General features: G+C 65.8%; 14 protein-coding genes. 8 read left to right on the top strand and 6 right to left on the bottom strand.

All coding sequences use genetic code 11. The annotated features are described in order from the left end of the window. Positions 1 to 103 precede the first annotated feature (103 nt). Positions 104 to 2515, top strand: a complete 2412-nt coding sequence (locus tag HBB12_RS11385) for a heavy metal translocating P-type ATPase (protein WP_236989438.1) — start codon at positions 104 to 106, stop codon at positions 2513 to 2515. A gap of 357 nt (positions 2516 to 2872) precedes the next feature. Further along, on the top strand, positions 2873 to 4105 hold the full coding sequence (locus HBB12_RS11380) for a GGDEF domain-containing protein (RefSeq protein ID WP_236989437.1): 1233 nt from the start codon (positions 2873 to 2875) through the stop codon (positions 4103 to 4105). Between the two features lie 7 nt (positions 4106 to 4112). Here the strand turns inward: HBB12_RS11380 and HBB12_RS11375 are convergent, their stop codons facing one another. Then, a complete protein-coding gene (locus HBB12_RS11375) occupies positions 4113 to 5201 on the bottom strand; it encodes a mandelate racemase/muconate lactonizing enzyme family protein (protein ID WP_236989436.1) in 1089 nt (362 codons plus the stop codon). A 316-nt stretch (positions 5202 to 5517) separates the two neighbouring features. On the opposite strand from HBB12_RS11375, the gene HBB12_RS11370 reads away from it, so the two are divergent. The 6 genes from HBB12_RS11370 (at position 5518) to HBB12_RS11345 (ending at position 11555) form a co-directional block, all read left to right on the top strand. Further along, a complete protein-coding gene (locus HBB12_RS11370) occupies positions 5518 to 6897 on the top strand; it encodes an ABC transporter substrate-binding protein (RefSeq protein ID WP_236989435.1) in 1380 nt (459 codons plus the stop codon). A gap of 397 nt (positions 6898 to 7294) precedes the next feature. Next, on the top strand, positions 7295 to 8164 hold the full coding sequence (locus tag HBB12_RS11365; protein WP_236989434.1) for a carbohydrate ABC transporter permease: 870 nt from the start codon (positions 7295 to 7297) through the stop codon (positions 8162 to 8164). After that, the gene (locus HBB12_RS11360) at positions 8161 to 9066 is read left to right on the top strand and encodes a carbohydrate ABC transporter permease (RefSeq protein ID WP_236989433.1); all 906 of its coding nucleotides are present in this window, start codon (positions 8161 to 8163) and stop codon (positions 9064 to 9066) included. The genes HBB12_RS11365 and HBB12_RS11360 overlap by 4 nt, the downstream gene beginning before the upstream one ends. Positions 9067 to 9371: 305 nt before the next feature. Then, complete coding sequence (locus tag HBB12_RS11355) at positions 9372 to 10238, top strand: SMODS domain-containing nucleotidyltransferase (protein WP_236989432.1); 867 nt, start codon at positions 9372 to 9374, stop codon at positions 10236 to 10238. An 11-nt stretch (positions 10239 to 10249) separates the two neighbouring features. After that, a complete protein-coding gene (locus HBB12_RS11350; protein WP_236989431.1) occupies positions 10250 to 11107 on the top strand; it encodes a hypothetical protein in 858 nt (285 codons plus the stop codon). 49 nt (positions 11108 to 11156) lie between these two features. Then, on the top strand, positions 11157 to 11555 hold the full coding sequence (locus tag HBB12_RS11345) for a hypothetical protein (RefSeq protein WP_236989430.1): 399 nt from the start codon (positions 11157 to 11159) through the stop codon (positions 11553 to 11555). Positions 11556 to 11599: 44 nt separating this feature from the next. On the opposite strand, the gene HBB12_RS11340 is transcribed toward HBB12_RS11345, so the two are convergent. The 5 genes from HBB12_RS11340 to HBB12_RS11320 form a co-directional block, all read right to left on the bottom strand. Beyond that, positions 11600 to 12646, bottom strand: a complete 1047-nt coding sequence (locus HBB12_RS11340) for an ABC transporter ATP-binding protein (RefSeq protein ID WP_236989429.1) — start codon at positions 12644 to 12646, stop codon at positions 11600 to 11602. Continuing rightward, positions 12643 to 13626: an ABC transporter ATP-binding protein gene (locus HBB12_RS11335; protein ID WP_236989428.1), complete on the bottom strand. Its 984-nt coding sequence runs from the start codon at positions 13624 to 13626 to the stop codon at positions 12643 to 12645. The genes HBB12_RS11340 and HBB12_RS11335 overlap by 4 nt, the downstream gene beginning before the upstream one ends. A gap of 5 nt (positions 13627 to 13631) precedes the next feature. Next, entirely contained in the window at positions 13632 to 14576 is a 945-nt protein-coding gene (locus HBB12_RS11330) for an ABC transporter permease (protein ID WP_236989427.1), read from the bottom strand. A gap of 16 nt (positions 14577 to 14592) precedes the next feature. Then, the gene (locus tag HBB12_RS11325; protein WP_236989426.1) at positions 14593 to 15573 is read right to left on the bottom strand and encodes an ABC transporter permease; all 981 of its coding nucleotides are present in this window, start codon (positions 15571 to 15573) and stop codon (positions 14593 to 14595) included. Between the two features lie 330 nt (positions 15574 to 15903). Then, positions 15904 to 17511 (bottom strand): ABC transporter substrate-binding protein, encoded by a 1608-nt coding sequence (locus HBB12_RS11320; RefSeq protein ID WP_236989425.1) that lies wholly within the window; start codon positions 17509 to 17511, stop codon positions 15904 to 15906. Positions 17512 to 17689: the final 178 nt, after the last annotated feature.

The raw sequence follows: 17689 nt of genomic DNA, 5'->3' as shown, positions 1-17689 counted from the left end.
CCGAGCGCGGCGAAAGCATGTTCGTGACGCAACGGCCGGCGGCGATCGGGGCGGTATCGCCGGGCGGTTCCGCACCCCACATCCGCTCGTGGGAGACCGCACCATGACCGCACCCGCCCGTCGCCTCACCCTGCCCGTCGAGGGCATGACCTGCGCCTCCTGCACCGGGCGGGTCGAGCGGGTGCTGAAACGGGTGCCGGGCGTGCAGGCCGTGGCCGTCAACCTCGCCACCGGCCGCGCCACCCTCGATCTGACCCCGGACAACGACCCGGCGGCGCTCGCCGCGGCCGTGGAGGATGCCGGCTACGCGGTGCCCGAGGCGGTGAGCGAACTCACCGTGGAGGGCATGACCTGCGCGTCCTGCACCGGGCGGGTCGAGCGGGTGCTGAAAGCCGTGCCGGGTGTGCGCGAGGCGAGCGCCAACCTCGCTACCGGCCGGGTGAGCGTGCGCCACCCCGCCGGCCTCGTCCCCCTCGATGCCCTGGAAGCCGCCGTGCGGGAGGCCGGCTACGAGCCCCGCCCGGTGCGTGCGGGGACGGACGCTCCGGCGGCCCCGCGCGGGGCCGAGACGCTGACCCGCGACCTCATTCTCTCGGCTCTCCTGTCGCTCCCCGTCGTCGTGCTCGACATGGGGGGCCACGTCGTCGGTCACGGCCTCCTGCCGGAGGCCTGGAGCGCCGGCATCCAGGCCGCGTTCGCCACCCTGGTCCTGTTCGGGCCCGGCCGGCGCTTCTTTGTCCGCGGCCTGCCCGGCCTGGTGCGCGGCCACCCGGACATGAACGCCCTGGTGGCGCTTGGCGCCGGCGCCGCCTACCTGTTCTCCCTGGTCGCGACGCTGGTGCCGCACTGGCTCCCGGCCGGTGCGGCCCATGTCTATTTCGAGGCCTCGGTCCTCATCGTCACCCTGATCCTGCTCGGCCGCAGCCTGGAGGCGCGGGCCCGGGGCCGCACCGGCGCGGCGGTGGCGCGCCTCGTCGGCCTCGCGCCGAAGACCGCGCTCGCCTTGCGGGACGGCGCCGAGACCGAGGTGCCGGTGGCCGACCTCGCGGTCGGCGACCACGTCCGCGTCCGCCCCGGCGAGCGCCTGCCGGCGGATGGACGGGTGATCGAGGGCGCCTCCCGCATCGACGAGAGCATGCTCACCGGGGAGCCGGTGCCGGTGGCGAAGGGGCCGGGCGATCCCGTCACCGGTGGCACCGTCAACGGCACCGGCGCCCTGACCGTTCGGGTCGAGCGGGTCGGCGCCGACACGGCGCTGGCCCAGATCGTCCGCATGGTCGAGGCGGCGCAAGGAGCGAAGCTCCCGATCCAGGCGCTGGCCGACCGGGTCACCGCGTGGTTCGTGCCGGCGGTGCTGGCGCTCGCCCTCCTGACGGCCCTCACCTGGCTCGCCCTCGCGCCGCCGCCCGCCCTCGGCCCCGCCCTGGTCCATGCCGTCGCGGTGCTGATCATCGCCTGCCCCTGCGCCATGGGGCTCGCCACCCCGACCTCGATCATGGTCGGCACCGGCCGGGCGGCGGAACGCGGCATCCTGTTTCGCAGCGGCGCCGGCCTGCAGTCCCTGGAGGAGGTGCGCGTCGTCGCCTTCGACAAGACCGGCACCCTGACGGAGGGCCGCCCGACCCTCACCGACCTGATCCCGGCCCCCGGCTTCGACGCCGACGACGTGCTGGCCCTGGCCGCCGCCCTCGAAACCCGCTCCGAGCACCCGATCGGCCGCGCCATCGTGGCGGCGGCCGCCGACCAGGGCCTGGACCTGCCGCCGGTGAGCGCGTTCGCGGCGGTGCCGGGCCACGGCATCACCGGCCGCGTCGGGGACCGCACGGTCGCCATCGGCGCCGCCCGTCACCTCGCGGGCCCCGATCTCTCGGGACTCGCGCCCCAGGCCGAGCGCCTGGCGATGGGGGGGCGCTCCCCGCTCTACCTCGCCCTCGACGGCGTTCCGGCGGCCTTGCTGGCGGTGTCCGATCCGATCAAGCCCGGCGCCGCCGCTGCCGTGCGGGCGCTCATCGACCAGGGCCTCGCCGTCGCCCTCGTCACCGGCGACGACCGCCGTACCGCCGAGGGCGTCGCACGCAGCCTCGGCATCGCCACGGTGCTCGCCGAGGTGCTGCCTGCCGGCAAACGCGACGCCGTCCGGGCTTTGCGCGAGGCGCACGGTCCGGTCGCCTTCGTGGGCGACGGCATCAACGACGCCCCGGCGCTCGCCGAGGCCGATGCGGGCCTGGCGCTGGGCACCGGCACCGATGTGGCGGTGGAGAGCGCCGACGTGGTGCTGATGGCCGGCGATCCCGCCACCGTTGCCGAGGCGCTGCGTCTGTCGCGGGCGGTGATGCGCAACATCCGCCAGAACCTGTTCTGGGCCTTCGCCTACAACGTGGCGCTGATCCCGGTGGCGGCGGGCGTGTTGCGGGCGGTCGGCGGGCCGTCCCTGTCGCCGGTGCTGGCGGCGGGCGCCATGGCCCTGTCGAGCGTGTTCGTGGTGGGGAACGCGCTGCGGTTGCGACGGGTCTGAGCGGCGCGCCATCGCTGTCCGCCCGGAGGCGAACGTATCCGTGCCGGGACCGCGCATCGTCTCCAGCTTGACCGTGGACGTCCGGGCGATCAATCATGCCTTAAGTCCCGTCTGCCAGGGTCATCCGGGATCGATGGGACGTGACGATCACCTGCAATGCGCGCGAGCACTGGGTTGCAACCTGCAACTGACCTTTGTTCGCCCCCGGTTCCCGGGGCGGAAGCCTTGGCGGCGTTCCTCGAACGCGTCCGAGGTGCCTTCGCCGTTCACGCCGTCCTCCTGCTCGGCTCCCAATACGGCCCCCAAGACGGCTCCCAAGACGGCTCCCATTCCGGCCCGCCCCTGGCGGCGGCCGGCGTGGGCGTCCCGGAGGCCCTCGTCGATCTCTGCCGGGCCGCATCGGTCGAGGAATCGGAAGACGGTCTTCGCGTCGTCGCCGATCTGCGCACCGCCGTGCGGTGGCGCACTCACCCGGCGGTCACCGGCGTGCCGGGCTGCCGGTTCCTGGCGATCCACGCCCTCGGCCCCGGATCGGGCGTCCTCGCCCTCGTCGATCGTGCGCCCCGCCGCCTGACCCTCGCCCAGCGCCGGCGCCTCGCCGATTTCGCCGCCGCCGCGGAGTCCCTCGCCCGGGCAACCCTGGGCTTTCGCGAGGCCCTCGCCCGTCAGGAACTGGCGCTGGTGCAGAGCCGCAAGATCTTCGACCGCGCCTCGGCGGCGGCGCGGATCGGGGTGTGGGAATGCGGCCTGCCGGACGAGGCCCTGACCTGGACCGATCAGGTCTACGCGATGTTCGACCTGCCGCGCGGCGCAACCCTCGACCGGGACAGGATCGTCGCCTGCTACGCGCCCGAATCCCGCGAGGCGCTGGCCGCGGCCCGCAGCCGCGCCATCGCCGAACGGGGCGGTTTCACCCTCGATGCCGAGATCGTCAGCTTCACCGGCCGCCGCCGCTGGATCCGCATCACCGCCCTGGTCGAGTGCGAGGGCGGGATGCCGGTGCGGATCTTCGGGATGAAGCAGGACATCACCGAGGAGAAGCTGCTCGCCGACCGGACCCGCTACCTCGCCGAGTTCGACGCCATGACGGGGCTCGCCAACCGGGCGACGTTCCAGGACCGGTTCGCCGCGCTCGACCGGCCCCCGCCCGGCCGGGCCCCTTTCGGCGCCCTGCTGCTCATCGATCTCGACGGGTTCAAGCCGGTCAACGACACGTTCGGGCACGCCGCCGGCGATGCCTGCCTGGTCGAGGTCGCGGCCCGGCTGCGCCTGTCGTGCCGCGACGACGACCTCGTCGCCCGGATCGGCGGCGACGAATTCGCGATCCTGCTCGCCACCACGGCCCCCGGCATCGCCGAGGAGGTGGCGGCCCGCCTCATCGCCGCCCTGAGCCGGCCGATGACCTGGGCCGGCCGGGCCTTCACGATCGGCGCCTCGATCGGCATCGCCCGCACCGACGGCCGCCCCTCCGCCGACCTCTTCGTGGCGGCGGATGCGGCGCTCTACGCGGCGAAGGCGGAGGGGCGCGGGCGGTTCCGGGTGGCGGATGCCGAGGGGGGCGGGCTGCGAGAGGCGGCGCGGCGCGCGTGACCGGGGATCAGGCCCGGATCGCCGCGAGCCCCTTCCAGTCGAACACGATGCCGTGGCCCGGCCGGTCCGGCGCCACCGCGAACCCGTCCTCGATCGCCAGCGGCTCGGCGATGTAGGCGTCGAGCCCGAAGCCGTGCGCCTCCAGGTAGGAGCGGTTGGGCACGGCGGCGAGCAGGTGCACCGTGACGTCGTGCGCGCCGTGGGACGTGACCGGCAGGTTGAAGGCCTCGGCGAGGTGCGCGATCTTCATGAACGGCGTGACGCCGCCGCAATTCGTCACGTCGGGCTCCGGATAGGTGACGCCGCCGGCCGCGATCAACTGCTTGAAGTCCCACAACGAGCGCAGGTTCTCGCCCGCGGCGATCGGCAGCCCGCCCTCGCGCACCACCCGGGCCTGGCCGGCGACGTCGTCGGGGATCACCGGCTCCTCCAGCCAGGTCAGGTCGAAGGGCCGGAGCGCGCGGGCGGCGCGGATGGCCTCGTCGGCGCTCCAGCGCATGTTGGCGTCGACCATCAGCGGGAACCCGTCGCCGAGATGCCCGCGCATCGCCCGCACCCGCTCGACATCCTCGGACAGCCGCTCGCGCCCCACCTTCATCTTGATGGCGCGGAACCCCCTCTTCAGGTTGTCGTCGGTCTGGCGCAGCAGCCGGTCGAGCGGCAGCTGGAGATCGATGCCGCCGGCATAGACCCGCACGCGCGGATCGTGGCCCCCGAGCAGCGTCCAGAGCGGCTGGGCGAGGCGCTTCGCCTTCAGGTCCCACAACGCCATGTCGAGGGCCGACTGGGCGAGCACCGCCGGCCCGCCGCGGCCGCCGTAATGCTGGCCCCACCAGATCCGCTGCCACAGATGCGCGATCCGGTCGGCCTCCTGGCCCACGATCTGGTCGGGGATGTCGCGCCGCAGGATCGCGTCGATGGCGGCGCCGTTGCGACCGCAGGTATAGGTGTAGCCGGTGCCCTCCGCCCCGTCGGCATCCCGCAGGCGGACGGTGTTGAGCTCGAAGGCCGGCATGTCGCCGTGCATGCTGTCGCTGAGGGTGACCGACAGCGTCACGCGGTAATACCCGGCCTCCAGCGAGACGATGCGGGCCATGGCGCTCCTCCCTTTTGTGCGGCTCGTCGGCCGCTTATCGACAGGTCACTGTCGTGTTGCGGGCATCGTATGGGAACGGGCCGCCGGATCGTCAAGACGTGATCGTGGTGTCTTGTTCGGGAGCGCCGGGCGATTATTATGACGGGAGTTTCCTGATTTGCCGGAGCGTCGCCCGGGGGTGACCCTGTGGCGCGCAATATAATCACGTCAGGCTTATACCTTGTGTTGACTGTCTCCGAATTGCGCCGCGCCCCGTCCCGTGCTGATATGCCGGGAAAGCCGCCCGATCACAGGGGCGGATGGGAGGAACGGATCGATGAAGCGAGTGATCGCGGGGGCGTTGTCGATGGGCGCGCTGATTATGGCAGCGCTGCCGGCCGTCGCGCAGGACAACAAGACGCTCACCGTCTGGTTCAGCAAGGGCTTCTACCGCTCCGAGGACGAGTCGCTCTGGGCGACGATCAAGAAGTTCGAGCAGAAGACCGGGATCAAGGTCGAGCTGTCGCAATACGCGATCCAGGACATGATCCCCAAGACCGTGGCGGCGCTGGATTCCGGCTCGCCGCCGGATGTCGGCTATTCCGACACCTACAACAACCAGGCCGCCGGCAAGTGGGCCTACGAGGGCAAGCTCGAGGACCTGACCGACGTCCTCCAGCCGATGATGTCGCGCTTCGCGCCCCAGACCGTCGAGCACGTGCTGCTCATGAACGGCCAGACCGGCAAGAAGGCCTATTACGGCTTCCCGCTCAAGCGCCAGACCCTCCACACCGAGATCTGGGGCGACATGCTGGAGAAGGCCGGCTTCAAGCAGGCCGACATCCCGCAGAAATGGTCCGATTACTGGGCGTTCTGGTGCGACAAGGTCCAGCCGGCCTACCGCAAGGCGTCCGGCACCCGCACCTACGGCATCGGCGCGCCGATGGGCGTGGAATCGACCGACAGCTTCCAGTCCTTCTACGCCTTCATGGACGCCTACGACGCCAAGCTCGTCGACGCCGACGGCAAGCTGACCGTCGACGACCCGAAGACCCGCGAGGGCGTGGTCAAGGCGCTCAAAGACTACACCGACCCCTACATCAAGGGCTGCGTGCCCCCGTCGGCCACGACCTGGAAGGACCCCGACAACAACGTCGCCTTCCACAACCGCACCACGGTGATGACGCACAACTTCACCATCTCGATCGCCGCGAAGTGGTACGAGGACAGCGTCAACCCGAACAACACGCCCGAGCAGCGCGAGGCCTCGAAGAAGGCCTACGAGGAGACCATCATCACCGCGCCGTTCCCGAACCGGCCGGACGGCAAGCCGATGACCTACCGCGCCGACGTGAAGCAGGGCGTGGTCTTCTCGGGCGCCAAGAACAAGGCGGCGGCCAAGGAATTCGTAAAATTCATCATGGAGGAGGACAACCTCCGTCCCTACGTCGAGGGCGCGATCGGCCGCTGGTTCCCGGTCACCACCGCGTCGATCGAGAGCCCGTTCTGGCAGGCCGACAAGCACCGCAAGGCGGTCTACAACCAGTTCAAGTCCGGCACCGAGCCGTTCGACTACGTGAAGAACTACAAGTTCACGCTGGTCAACAACGAGAACGTGTTCGCCAAGGCGATGAACCGGGTGGTGAGCGAGAAGGTCCCGGTCGAGAAGGCCGCCGACGAGATGCTGGCCCGGGTGAAGCAGATCGCCGGGCAGTAGCCAACAAGGGCTGTTCGGGATGAGGAAAGGCGCGGGAATACACCTCTCCCCGCGGGCGGGGAGAGGGCCGAGCCCTCGTTCAGAGGGCGCGGCAAGCCCGCAGGGCGAGGGTGAGGGGGTCTCGACGGATGAGGCTCCTCCGGAAACACCCCCTCACCCTCGCTCCGGCTGCGCCTCCGCTAGCCGTGTTCCCTGAACGGGAACACGGCCCTCTCCCCGCCCGCGGGGAGAGGGGAGACCGGTGCTCTTCTTTTTTACAGACGGCTCGACGGAACAACAGGAGAGGCACACGTGCCTCCACCCACACCATCCAGAGCGGGGTCCGATCGCGTGGCGCTCGGGGCCCGCTCTCGGTTTTCGCGTACCCCCCATCCCGGCCTCATCGAGGAGACCGACCATGTCCGCAACGGTCGCTGAGGCAGCGCCGGTCGCCGCGGCCCAGCCCTTCCGCCTGACCTCGTGGCAGGCCTGGGGGCTGATCCTGATCGCGCCCTACCTGCTCATCTTCCTGTTCTTCGTCATCTACCCGATCGGCTACGGCCTGTGGCTGGCGCGCAGCCCCGCGAGCTACGTCCATCTGGCCGAAGACCCGATCTTCGCCCGCGCCGTCGTCAACACGCTGATCTTCCTCGTCATCGGCATCAACGTGAAGATGGCGATCGCGCTCGTGCTGTCGGGCTTCTTCACCAACGAGCGGAAGTGGATCCGCTGGCTGTCGGTGCTGTTCATCCTGCCCTGGGCGGTGCCGTCGATCCCCACCATCCTGTCGGTGCGGTTCATGCTGAACCCCGAATGGGGCATCGTGAACTCGCTGATCTTCCGGCTGACCGGCGACGACGGCCCGAACTGGCTCAACGACCCGAGCCTCGCGCTGACGCTCGCCATCGGCGTCCATATCTGGAAGTCGCTGCCGTTCTGGACGCTGATCCTGCTCGCCGGCCGGCTCGCCATCTCGGCCGACCTCTACGAGGCGGCCTCCGTCGACGGCGCTACCAAGTGGCAGAAGTTTTTGCACGTCACCTGGCCGTCGATGCGGACGCTCTACGTGACCTGCACCATCCTGTCGATGATCTGGACGCTGGGCGACTTCAACTCGGTCTACCTGCTCACCGGCGGAGGTCCCGCCGACCTGACCCACGTGCTGGCGACCCTCGGCATCCGGTATCTCCGCCTCGATCAGGTCGACGCCTCGATGGCGGCGGTGGTCTGCGCGATGCCCTTCGTGCTGCCGCTGGTCTACGTGCTGATGAAGAGGCTCTCGAAATGAGCACGACCCTGACAGCCCGCGCGACGCCGTCCGCCGAGGAGCGCGCCGCCGCCCGCACCAACTGGCTCAAGGCGGCCGGCACGGAGGCCAAGCTCCTCCTCATCGGCATCCCGGTCCTGCTCTGGACCGTGATCCCGATCTACCACCTCGTCCTGTTCGCGATCTCGCCCAAGCAGGACGCGATGTCGGGCGCGCTGTTTCCGGCCCACCCGACGCTCCAGAATTTTCGGATCGTCTTCGGGCAGCAGCACTACTTCCTGTCGAACTTCTGGCAGCAATTCTGGAACTCGGCGGTCATCGCCTTCGCGACCGGCGTGCTGACGCTGTTCGTCGCCACCGCGGCGGCCTTCGCGATCAGCCGCCTGAAGGTGAAGGGCGGCCGGACCGTGATGAACATGGCACTGTTCACCTACTTCATCCCGGCCGCGTTCCTGGCCGTGCCGATGTACAAGACGATGGGAGCGTACGGGCTGCTGAACAGCAAGTGGGCGCTGATCCTCGCGATGGTGACGATCGCCAGCCCCTACGCGATCTGGGTGCTCAAGCAGGCCTCCGACAAGCTGCCGGTGGAGCTGGACGAAGCCGCGATCATGGACGGCGCCTCGCCGCCCCAGCTCTTCCGCTTCGTCTACCTGCCGCTGATGGTCCCGTCGCTGGTCGCGATCGGCGTCTACGCGCTGCTGCTCGCCTGGAACGAGTACCTGTTCGCCTTCCTGCTCCTCTCCCGCGACACCGACGTGACCCTGCCGGTGGCCTTAGGCAGCTTCCTGGCGGCGGATGACTCGCCGTGGGAGCTCTTGATGACCACCGGGTTGATCTACGCCATGCCGCCGGCCGCGATCTATTACGTGTTCAAGCGGTACATGGTGGGTGGGTTGACGGCTGGGGCGGTCAAGAGCTGATAATAGTTCAAGCCAATATTTGTTGCCGGCCAGGAACGGAGGCGTTCGTGGCCGGCTTTATTTTACAAGTATATATTTTAGCGACGCGTATCAATGGCTCGCTATCAACTTTTAATTGTATAGATATTTACATTTCGACTGGAAAAAAGCCACCCTTGTCGAAGCGAATGCATTGCGTCAGCAGGCAGTAATTGCGCATCCTGTTATTGATTTTATGAGAAATTTGAAATTTTATTTTCGAGAATTGACAAGACCTCGAATGTCGGCAAGTCTATGGAATAAAATACTACCGACTGAGGAGCACAATGGCAAAGACAGTCGATGATGCTTTCAATATTTTTGCTGGCTGGTTAAAAGCAACGACAACTGAAACTGAGAAGGCAGCATCGCATAGAAGAAGCATACAAGGTAGATTGACCACTGATTTCGATTTAAAGAATATGTTCAGGTCTGGGTCATTTGGGCACGATACTGGCGTAAGTGGTTACAGTGATATTGATTATTTCGCCGTAATTCCAGCTGAGAAGCTAAAGCGGAATTCAGGAAGCACACTGAGAGCAATCAAAGACTCTTTGCAGCTTCGCTTTCCGTACACTGAAATATCTGTTCGCAGTCCGGCGGTTATAATTCCTTTTGGAAACTCTCCCAGTGAAAAACATGAAATTGTGCCAGCGGATTATGTCGAATTGAGTAATGGACATAGGGTATATGATATACCGGATCGACATGATGGGTGGATGCGATCAAGCCCGGCGGCCCATAACAAGTGGGTTACTGATGAGCACCAACGATTAAATAATAAACTCAAGCCACTTATATGCATGATAAAAGCTTGGAATTATTATAAAAGCGGAGGTATAAGATCGTTCTATTTGGAGCTCAGAACAACGGAATACGTCTTGGGCGAAAAATATATATCTTATAAATTCGATGTAGCGCGTGTTTTGCGGCACTTATATAAAAAGGAGTTGGCTGCGATGCAGGATCCGAAAGGTATATCGGGATATATTTATCCATGTACGGCAGCAGTTAAGCCAACAGCGCTTTCTAAAGTTGAAACAGCTCTCAAGCGTGCAGAGAAAGCATTGGAGTGCGAAAATAAAGGGAATATATCTGATGCATTTTATTGGTGGAATTTAGTTTTTGACAACAAATTTCCTTCTTATTATTAGGAGATGTAGTTATGTCGCTTACGCCGGGAAGCCTTGTCGGCTACTTGAGAGCTGAATTTGCAAAAGCGGCTAATCGTAGAGTTTGGTTGTTTTTTGTGCAATTGGCCATTGCGTTGCCTGCTGCAATTTCAGTTGTCGTCGTTGACGCCTTCTGGACTTATGTGCTTGCCATAGTAGGCGTTGCCTTGCTCATAGTATGGTGGGCATTAAACACATCATACATGGCTGCACGTAACGCAGCTCATGCTGCAAGAAGGGCGGCTTTGTTATCCGGTGGTGTTGTTAATAAATACTCCCCTAGTGAGATTTTAAGTTTAAAAAGTCGGCTCACAGTGTCTGAAGCAACAGCAAAAAAATACGAAAAATCTGATTATTATGCAACGAAAGAGCCTGTCGGCCCAAGGCGTTTAGGTGAGATGCTAGAAGAGTCTGCATTTTATAGTGCCGACCTGCAACGCGCCAGCGCAAATGCAATGCTTGTTATCATCGGAATTTTTGCCTTAATTGCTGCATCCGCGGCGTTATCTGCGCTTCCATTTGCAGATAGAGATAATCTTCTTCTAGTCGTTAGAATCGGGCTATCTGTATTGGTATTTGTTATGTCATCAGATGTTCTTGGTGCATACATTGCGCACAAAGGCGCCGCTAGGTCTATCGAGGAGATAAGAGCTCGACTAATTGCCGCAGACAGAAGCGGATATCCGCAGGCCGATGTTCTGCTGGCTATGGTAGATTACAATTCTGCAGTAGAGAGTGCGCCAGAGAGTATTCCGTTCGCGTATAGATTTAGCGAAAAAGATCTGAATCAGAAGTGGAGCGAATATCAACGGGATCGTGAAGCGGCACGTGCTGTCGCGCCGGATATGTAAGCGCATTCACAGCGCTAAATAGAATTGCCGAGCGAGATAAGAGACGAGAATGTTTGGCATCGAGATTATAAACGTCAAAGACGGAGGAGAAATGCAAATGGATAAATTTAAAAACGAAGTTCACGAAGTATATAGAAGAGCCATATCTAGTTCAGGCATGTGGATGAGTTTTTCTGATACAAAAGAATATATCTTCAGAGGCGTATCGGTTTATGGGTTCGACGGCGGCTATGATTTTGCAAAGACTAATATTAATGAAATATGCTCAGAAATAATGAAGGCAGCGAAGGCAAGGCAACCGGAAACCTCTTTTCAACCTCAGCGTTTTGGGGACGCGGCATTGGACGGTATGATGAAAGCGCTGTCAGATCTTACAAAAATGAAAGTCGAGCGGAACGGTAGTGCTGTAGTAGTGATTTGGGCTGAAAATGTCACAAATCTAATATAAAATAAATATATTGCCGCGGCTAATCGCAGCCGCGGCACATCTCACTACGCCACCGCAGCCACACCCCCAGGCATCAACCGCCCTTCCTCCACCGCATGACACGCCACCCCATCCCGGAACACCGGCACCTCCGCCTTGCACCGCTCATTCGCGAATGGGCACCTCGGGTGAAAGGTACACCCTGACGGCGGGTTGATCGGGTTCGGGATCTCGCCCTGCACCGGCACGCGCTGCCGGCCGACATGCGCAAGGTCGGGGACCGCATCGAGGAGCATGCGGGTGTAGGGGTGTTTTGGGGCAGTGAAGAGCTCGCGGCCGCCGCCGATCTCGACGATGCGGCCGAGATACATCACGCCGATGCGGTTCGCCATGTGGCGCACCACGGCGAGGTTGTGGCTGATGAACAGGTAGGTCAGGCCGAGCCGGTCCTGGAGGTCGCGCATCAGGTTCAGGATCTGGGCCTGGACCGAGACGTCGAGGGCCGAGGTCGGCTCGTCGGCGACCAGGAACTCGGCCTCGGAGGCGAGCGCCCGGGCGATGGCGATGCGCTGGCGCTGGCCGCCCGAGAAGGCGTGGGGGTAGCGCTTGCCGTCGTCGGGGTGCAGGCCGACCAGGGTCAGGAGCTCGCCGACCCGCGCCTGGATTTCGCGCTCGCCGCTGAGGAGCCCGAAGGCGCGGATCGGCTCGGAGACGATCCGGTCGACCCGCCAGCGCGGGTTCATCGAGGCGTAGGGGTCCTGGAAGATCATCTGGATGCGGCGGCGCAGCTGCCGCCGCTCGGCGGCCTGGCGCGGGTCGGTCATCGAGATGCCGGCGATCGACACCTCGCCGTCGGAGGGCGGCATCAGGCCGACCACCATGCGGGCGACCGTCGACTTGCCGGAGCCGGATTCGCCGACGATCGCCAGGGTCTCGCCCTTGGCGACCGAGAACGAGACGTGGTCGACGGCGCGCAGGTACTGGCGCGGCTGGCGCTCGATCACCCGGTTGAGCCAGGGGCGCGAGACATCGAACAGGCGGCGCAGGTCGCGGACCTGCACGTAGTCGGGCTGGGGCGTGATCACGGGCTTCAAGGCGATGTGGGGCTTCATGCGGCGGCCTGTCCGGTCGCGTCGTAGAGGTGGCAGGCGACCCGGTGCGAGCCGACCGTCAGGGGCTCGGGCCGGTCGACCGTGCAGCGGGCAAACACCTTCGGGCAGCGCGGGTTGAAGGCGCAGCCGGGCGGGATCGCCGAGAGCCGCGGCATCGCGCCGGGAATCTGGGCCAGCCGATCGGCCTCGTGCGACAGGGAGGGAATCGCCCCCATCAGGCCCTTGGCGTAGGGGTGGAGCGGATCGCCCACCACCGCCGCCACCGGGCCGATCTCGGCGACGCGGCCGGCATACATCACCGCCACCCGGTCGGCGGCCTCGGCGATCACCCCCATGTCGTGGGTGATCAGCATCACGGCGGTGCCGTGGTCGCGCCCGAGGCGCTTCAGCAGCGTGATGATCTGGGCCTGGACCGAGACGTCGAGCGCCGTCGTCGGCTCATCCGCAATGATCAGCTCCGGCTCGGCGGCGAGCGCGAGCGCGATGACGACGCGCTGGCGCATGCCGCCGGAGAATTCGTGCGGGAAGCCGTCGATCCGCCGCTCCGGCGCCGGGATGCCGACCTCGGCGAGCAGGTCGATCGCCCGCTGGCGGGCGGCCTTGGCCGAGAGATCGGTGTGGGTGCGGATCGTCTCCTCGATCTGCCGGCCGACCCGGTAGAGCGGGTTGAGGCTGGTCAGCGGGTCCTGGAAGATCATGCCGATGCGCCGGCCGCGGACCTTGCGCATCGCCTCGGGTGAGAGGTTGTCGATGCGCTCGCCGTTGAGGCGGATCTCGCCGCCGGCGATGCGGCCGGGCGGGTCGATCAGGCCGATCACCGCCGAGCCGGTCACCGACTTGCCGGCGCCGGATTCGCCGACGACGCCGAGCACCTCGCCGCGGTTGATCTCGAAGGAGACGCCGTCGAGCGCGGTCAGCACGCCGCGGCGGGTGGCGAACTCGACCCGCAGGTCGCGCACCGAGAGGACGGGTTGGGTCATGTCGGTCATTGCAGCTTGGGGTTCAGGGCGTCGCGCAGCCAGTCGCCCAGCAGGTTGATCGCCAGCACGAGGCCGGCCAGCGCCAGGCCCGGAAAGGCGACGATCCACCACTCGCCCGAGAACAGGAAGCGGTTGCCGGTGCGGATCAGGGTGCCCAGCGACGGCATCGTCTCCGGCAGGCCGGTGCCGAGGAAGGAGAGCGTCGCCTCGGTGATGATGGCGAGCGCCAGGTTGATGGTGGCGATGACGAAGACCGGGCCGGTGACGTTCGGCAGGATGTGGCGGGTGAGGATCACCGGCGCCGACAGGCCGATGAGCCGGCCGGCCTGGACGTAATCCTTGTTCTTCTCGACCATCACCGAGCCGCGCACGGTGCGGGCATACTGCACCCAGAACGACAGGCCGATCGCCACGACGATGAGCGCGATCTGCGCATCCGCCTCCATGTGGCCGCCGGCCACCGCCTTGGCGACGCCGTCGACGATGAGCGCGATCAGGATCGCCGGGAAGGTCAGCTGCACGTCGGCGACGCGCATGATGATGGTGTCGACGAAGCCGCCGGCATAGCCGGCGATGAGCCCCAGGCCGATGCCGATGAAGCCCGACAGCAGCACGCCGAGCACGCCGACGAGGAGCGACAGGCGCATGCCGTAGAACACCGCCGAGAGCACGTCGCGGCCCTGGTCGTCGGTGCCGATCAGGAACGGCGCCTGGCCGTCGGCGTACCAAAGCGGCGGCAGGCTCGCGTTCATCAGCTCGAGCTGGGCCGGGTCGTAGGGGTTCTGCGGCGAGATGACGGGGGCGAGCAGCGCGAGCGCGACGAACAGGACCGTGGCGAAGAACGCCGCCATCGCGAGCTTCGAGCGCTTGAAGCTGGCGAAGAGATCCGAATCGAGGAAGCGCGCGAGGCGCGACGGCGGCGCTGCGGCGGGAAGGGCGGGGGAGGCCATGGGCTTCAAACAATCCTCACGTCGCCCGCCGCACCGAGAGGCGCAGGCGCGGATCGACGATGGTGTAGAGGAGATCGACCACGAGGTTGATCGTCACGAAGATGAGGGCGACCAGCAGCAGGTAGGCGGCCATGATCGGCACGTCGACGTTCTGCACCGCCTGCACGAACAGGAGGCCCATGCCGGGCCACTGGAACACCGTCTCGGTGATGATCGAGAAGGCGATGATCGAGCCGAGCTGAAGGCCCGCGACCGTGATGACCGGAACCAGCGTGTTCTTCAGCGCGTGGCCGAAATGGATCGAGCGCGTGGTGAGGCCCCGGGCGCGGGCGAAGCGGATGTAGTCGGTGCGCAGGACCTCCAGCATCTCGGCCCGGACGAGGCGCATGATCAGCGTCATCTGGAAAAGCCCGAGGGTGATCGAGGGCAGGATCAGGGCCTTGAGGCCGGATACGGTGAGGAAGCCGGTGGTCCACCAGCCGATCCGCACCGTGTCGCCGCGGCCGTAGGACGGCAGCCAGCCGAGGGTGACCGAGAACAGGAAGATAAGCAGGATGCCGATCAGGAAGGTCGGCAGCGAGACGCCGATCAGCGAGATCGCCTGGACGAGCTTGGCGCCGACGCTGTCGCGGCGGAGCGCCGAATAGACCCCCATCAGGATGCCGGCGGTGAGCGCGAACAGTGTGGCGCAGAAGGCCAGTTCGAGGGTCGCGGGCATGCGCTCGGCGAGCAAGGTCGAGACCGGCTGGCGGAACTGGTAAGAGTTGCCGAACTGGCCGCGCACGGCGTTGCCGGCATAGCGGGCGAACTGCACCAGCACCGGATCGTCGAGGCCGAGGCTCTGGCGGATCTGCAGCCGCTCGGCATAGGGCGTATCCGGCGCGACCAGCTGGTTCACCGGATCGCCGGCGAAGCGGAACATCGCGAAGGCGATCAGCCCGACCGCCAGCAGCACCCCGACGGATTGCAGCAGGCGGCGGAGAATGAAGGCGAGCATGAGGGGGGTTCTTGTGTTCTGGTGTGGTCCGAGAGGCCTCGGAGTTCGAACGCGAAGGATGCGGGACGGCTAACGCATTCTTCCGTCAACAAAAAAGGCACAGGGATCTCCTCTCCCCGCGGGCGGGGAGAGGCCTTCGCACCCCTCGTCGGGTGCGAAGGGAGCCCGAAGGGCGAGGGTGAGGGGGGGTCCCGGAGGAGCCTCATTCGGCACCTCCCCCTCACCCTCGGCTGCCGCCTCGTCTCGCCCCCGACAAGGGGGGCTCGACCCTCTCCCCGCCCACGGGGAGAGGGGATGCGCGGCCCGGTCGCCCTGTGATTCAGGCGCCGCTTACGGCTCCTTCGACACCCAGTACAGCATCATCTGGTTGTCGGCCCGCGGCACCAGCTTGACCTTCTTCGACACGCCCCAGGCCAAAGCCTGCTGGTGGAGCGGGATGTAGCCCCAATCCCCCATGACGATCTCGTAGGCCTGCTTGATCATCAGGTTGCGGGCCTCCTGGTCGGTCTCGCGCTCGATCTTGTCGGCCAGGGCATCGACCTTCGGGTTGCAGTAATTCCCGAGGTTGGTGGTGCCGCGCGGCGAGGCCTTGTCGTTCCGGCATCCGGCGATCTCGTACAGGATGTTGTGCGAGTCCATCGACGAGGGCGTCCACCCCAGCATGTAGAAAGAGGTGTCGAAGGCGGGCTTCAGGATCTTGGCGAAGTACTTCGCCTTGGGCTGGGCGATCAGGTTCACCTTGACGCCGACGCGGGCGAGCATCGAGGTCACGGCCTGGCAGATCGCCTCGTCGTTGACGTAGCGGTCGTTCGGGCAGTCGAGGGGCACCTCGAAGCCGTTCGGGTAGCCGGCTTCCGCCAGCAGCGCCTTCGCTTTGTTCGGGTCGTAGGCCGGGCGCTTGAACTCGCCGGCGAGCGGGAAGAGCGGCGGGGCGATCAGAAGGGCGGCCGGGGTCGCCTGGCCGCGCATGACGCGCTTGACGATCGCATCCTCGTCGATCGCCCGGAAGAACGCCTCGCGCACCCGCACGTCCTTGAACGGGTTCTTGCCCTTGACGTTGGAGCCGCGCAGCTCGTCGCTGGTCTGGTCCATGCCGAGATAGATCGTCCGCAACTCCGGCGCGTTCACCACCACGGCGGTGGGGCTCGAACTGACGCGGCTCTGGTCCTGGAGCGGGACCGGGTCGATCCAGTCGACCTCGCCCGAGATCAGCGCGGCGACGCGGGTGGCGTCGTTGCTGATGGTGGTGAAGACCGCCTCGTCGAGGTTCGACTCGACCTTGCCCCAGTAGCCGTCGAACTTCTTGAACACCGTGCGCACGCCGGGCTGGTGCTCGGTGATGACGAACGGGCCGGTGCCGTTCTCGTGGAGCGCGGCGTAGCTCGGGGCCGTGGCGGCGACCGGGGTGGGCTTCAGCGCGTCGTGCTTCTCGGCCCAGGTCTTCGACATGATGTACCAGTTGCCGAACTGGTAGAGGGCGATCGGGTTGGGGTTCTTCAGCACCATGTCGACGGTGTGGTCGTCCACCTTCACGAAGGTGGCGTCCGCCGGCACGTTGGTCTGGAAGTTCGAGCCCGGCGCCCGCACGCGCTCGGCGGAGAAGATCACGTCGTCGGCGGTGAAGGGCGAGCCGTCGTGGAACTTGACGTTCTTGCGCAGGTGGAAGCGGTAGCGGGTCGGCTCCGGAGTCTCCCAGGATTCGGCGAGGCCCGGGACCAGCTTCAGGTCCTTGTCGCGGGTGACGAGCGATTCGTAGACCGCGCCGTGCGCCGCGATCGTGAACGTTTCCTTGAGGGTGTACGGGTCGAGGGACTTGAGGTCGCCCTGGAAGGCGAACCGGAAGGTGTTGGCGGCCGCGGCCGGCGCGGCGCCGGCGATCGCCACAAGGGCGGTGGCGGCGAGGCTGGCCAGCAGCGGACGGAACTTCACAGGCGACATCGACGAGGACACTCCGCGGGGGCGAAAGGGGCGTTCAAGCGCGTTAGAGCATCTTCCGACGCCGCAGGCGACGGCGGAATGATGAAAAATGATGCACCGTCCCGGCCTTTCCGGCCAGGGGCCGAGGCGCTGTGGAACGATCGTGCGGCTCTAACAAGTCCCGGGCCAACCGGGCCGG

Source organism: Methylobacterium sp. SyP6R, from assembly GCF_019216885.1.
GTDB lineage: Bacteria > Pseudomonadota > Alphaproteobacteria > Rhizobiales > Beijerinckiaceae > Methylobacterium.
This window is presented reverse-complemented; position numbering and strand designations above follow the sequence as displayed.

What these genes read in the sequence shown, in the direction of transcription:
- HBB12_RS11385 (WP_236989438.1), top strand. Translation starts at nt 104, where the DNA reads ATGACCGCACCCGCCCGTCGCCTCACCCTGCCCGTCGAGGGCATGACC.
- HBB12_RS11375 (WP_236989436.1), bottom strand. Translation starts at nt 5,201, where the DNA reads ATGGCCCGCATCGTCTCGCTGGAGGCCGGGTATTACCGCGTGACGCTG.
- HBB12_RS11370 (WP_236989435.1), top strand. Translation starts at nt 5,518, where the DNA reads ATGAAGCGAGTGATCGCGGGGGCGTTGTCGATGGGCGCGCTGATTATG.
- HBB12_RS11365 (WP_236989434.1), top strand. Translation starts at nt 7,295, where the DNA reads ATGTCCGCAACGGTCGCTGAGGCAGCGCCGGTCGCCGCGGCCCAGCCC.
- HBB12_RS11360 (WP_236989433.1), top strand. Translation starts at nt 8,161, where the DNA reads ATGAGCACGACCCTGACAGCCCGCGCGACGCCGTCCGCCGAGGAGCGC.
- HBB12_RS11355 (WP_236989432.1), top strand. Translation starts at nt 9,372, where the DNA reads ATGGCAAAGACAGTCGATGATGCTTTCAATATTTTTGCTGGCTGGTTA.
- HBB12_RS11350 (WP_236989431.1), top strand. Translation starts at nt 10,250, where the DNA reads ATGTCGCTTACGCCGGGAAGCCTTGTCGGCTACTTGAGAGCTGAATTT.
- HBB12_RS11345 (WP_236989430.1), top strand. Translation starts at nt 11,157, where the DNA reads ATGTTTGGCATCGAGATTATAAACGTCAAAGACGGAGGAGAAATGCAA.
- HBB12_RS11340 (WP_236989429.1), bottom strand. Translation starts at nt 12,646, where the DNA reads ATGAAGCCCCACATCGCCTTGAAGCCCGTGATCACGCCCCAGCCCGAC.
- HBB12_RS11335 (WP_236989428.1), bottom strand. Translation starts at nt 13,626, where the DNA reads ATGACCCAACCCGTCCTCTCGGTGCGCGACCTGCGGGTCGAGTTCGCC.
- HBB12_RS11330 (WP_236989427.1), bottom strand. Translation starts at nt 14,576, where the DNA reads ATGGCCTCCCCCGCCCTTCCCGCCGCAGCGCCGCCGTCGCGCCTCGCG.
- HBB12_RS11325 (WP_236989426.1), bottom strand. Translation starts at nt 15,573, where the DNA reads ATGCTCGCCTTCATTCTCCGCCGCCTGCTGCAATCCGTCGGGGTGCTG.
- HBB12_RS11320 (WP_236989425.1), bottom strand. Translation starts at nt 17,511, where the DNA reads ATGTCGCCTGTGAAGTTCCGTCCGCTGCTGGCCAGCCTCGCCGCCACC.